Annotated in this window: 1 pseudogene; it reads left to right on the forward strand. The window is 68.8% G+C overall.

Annotated features, from left to right (window positions below):
- Window positions 1-280 precede the first annotated feature (280 nt).
- A pseudogene (locus tag AC1VAN_RS22810) lies at window positions 281-1,032 on the forward strand (response regulator); the annotation flags it as partial.

Consider the following 1,032-nt stretch of genomic DNA (forward strand, 5'->3'; position numbering starts at 1 on the left):
GACCTATACGGCGTACCCGTACTACGACGTGTCCTGGTTCGACAGCGTCGGCCGTACCATCAACCTGCAGTACACCCACAAGTTCGGTGGCAGCGCGCTGTAAGGACGCCCTGCTGCTGGCTCGCCACAGACCCCCGCTTCGGCGGGGGTCTTTTTTTGACCGCCTGCCGCTGCCCCAGCCTGAACGGTTCCCCGCCGGCGGCGGCCTCCACGGCGGGCGCGCCGCTTTTTAGGACATGGCTGATTCCGGGCGGGTGACCGTCGTCCCTAGGATCGGTGCATGTTCCGATTCCCTCGCCCTTCCCTGCCCCTGGTCGCACCGCCGACCACCGCTTCGGTGCTGCTGCGCTGGCTGACGGTGTGCGTGTTCCTGTGCCTGGCTGCCGCCACCGGCTTCTACCTGCTGACCGCGTTGACCGAAGATATCTCCAGCCACCGCCGCGACATGAATGCCGCCGCGTACAGGGCGCAGATCTACTTCGACCAGCGTGAGGCCCTGCTGCGCTATCTGGGCGATTCGGTGGTGGTGGGTGATCCGTCGGCGCCGTCCAGCGAGGGCGTACGCCAGCTGCCGTTGGACGGGCCGGGTGGAAAGCCGGGCCAGCGCCTGCTGCTGTCGCCGCGCGCAGAACACACGCTGCAGACCCTGCAGACCCATCTGCTGCTGGTCGACGCGCAGGGAACGCATTGGCTGGCCGGCGGCCAGGCCGACGTGGACATCGCCGGCCTGCCCACGCTGCATGTACTGCAGCAGCGCAGCGGCACGCTTGCCGGTACCGATCCGGTGTACTGGCTGCGCGCGGGCGACGCCGGGGTCGCTCTGGCACAACCGGTACAGGCCGGACCGCAACCGGGCCAGTGGTTGATGCTGCTGCTGGACAGTGCGGCCGCCTCGGACATGATCGATGGCCAGGGCATCGGCGGCTACGCCCTGCTGGACCGCGACGGGCAGCCCGCCCTGTCGAGCCTGGCTCCGCGCCTGGACAGCGCAGGCTGGAAAGCACTGCAGCAGCGCCAGGACGACAGTTTCGG

This window comes from Stenotrophomonas sp. 05L44_2, from assembly GCF_056665995.1.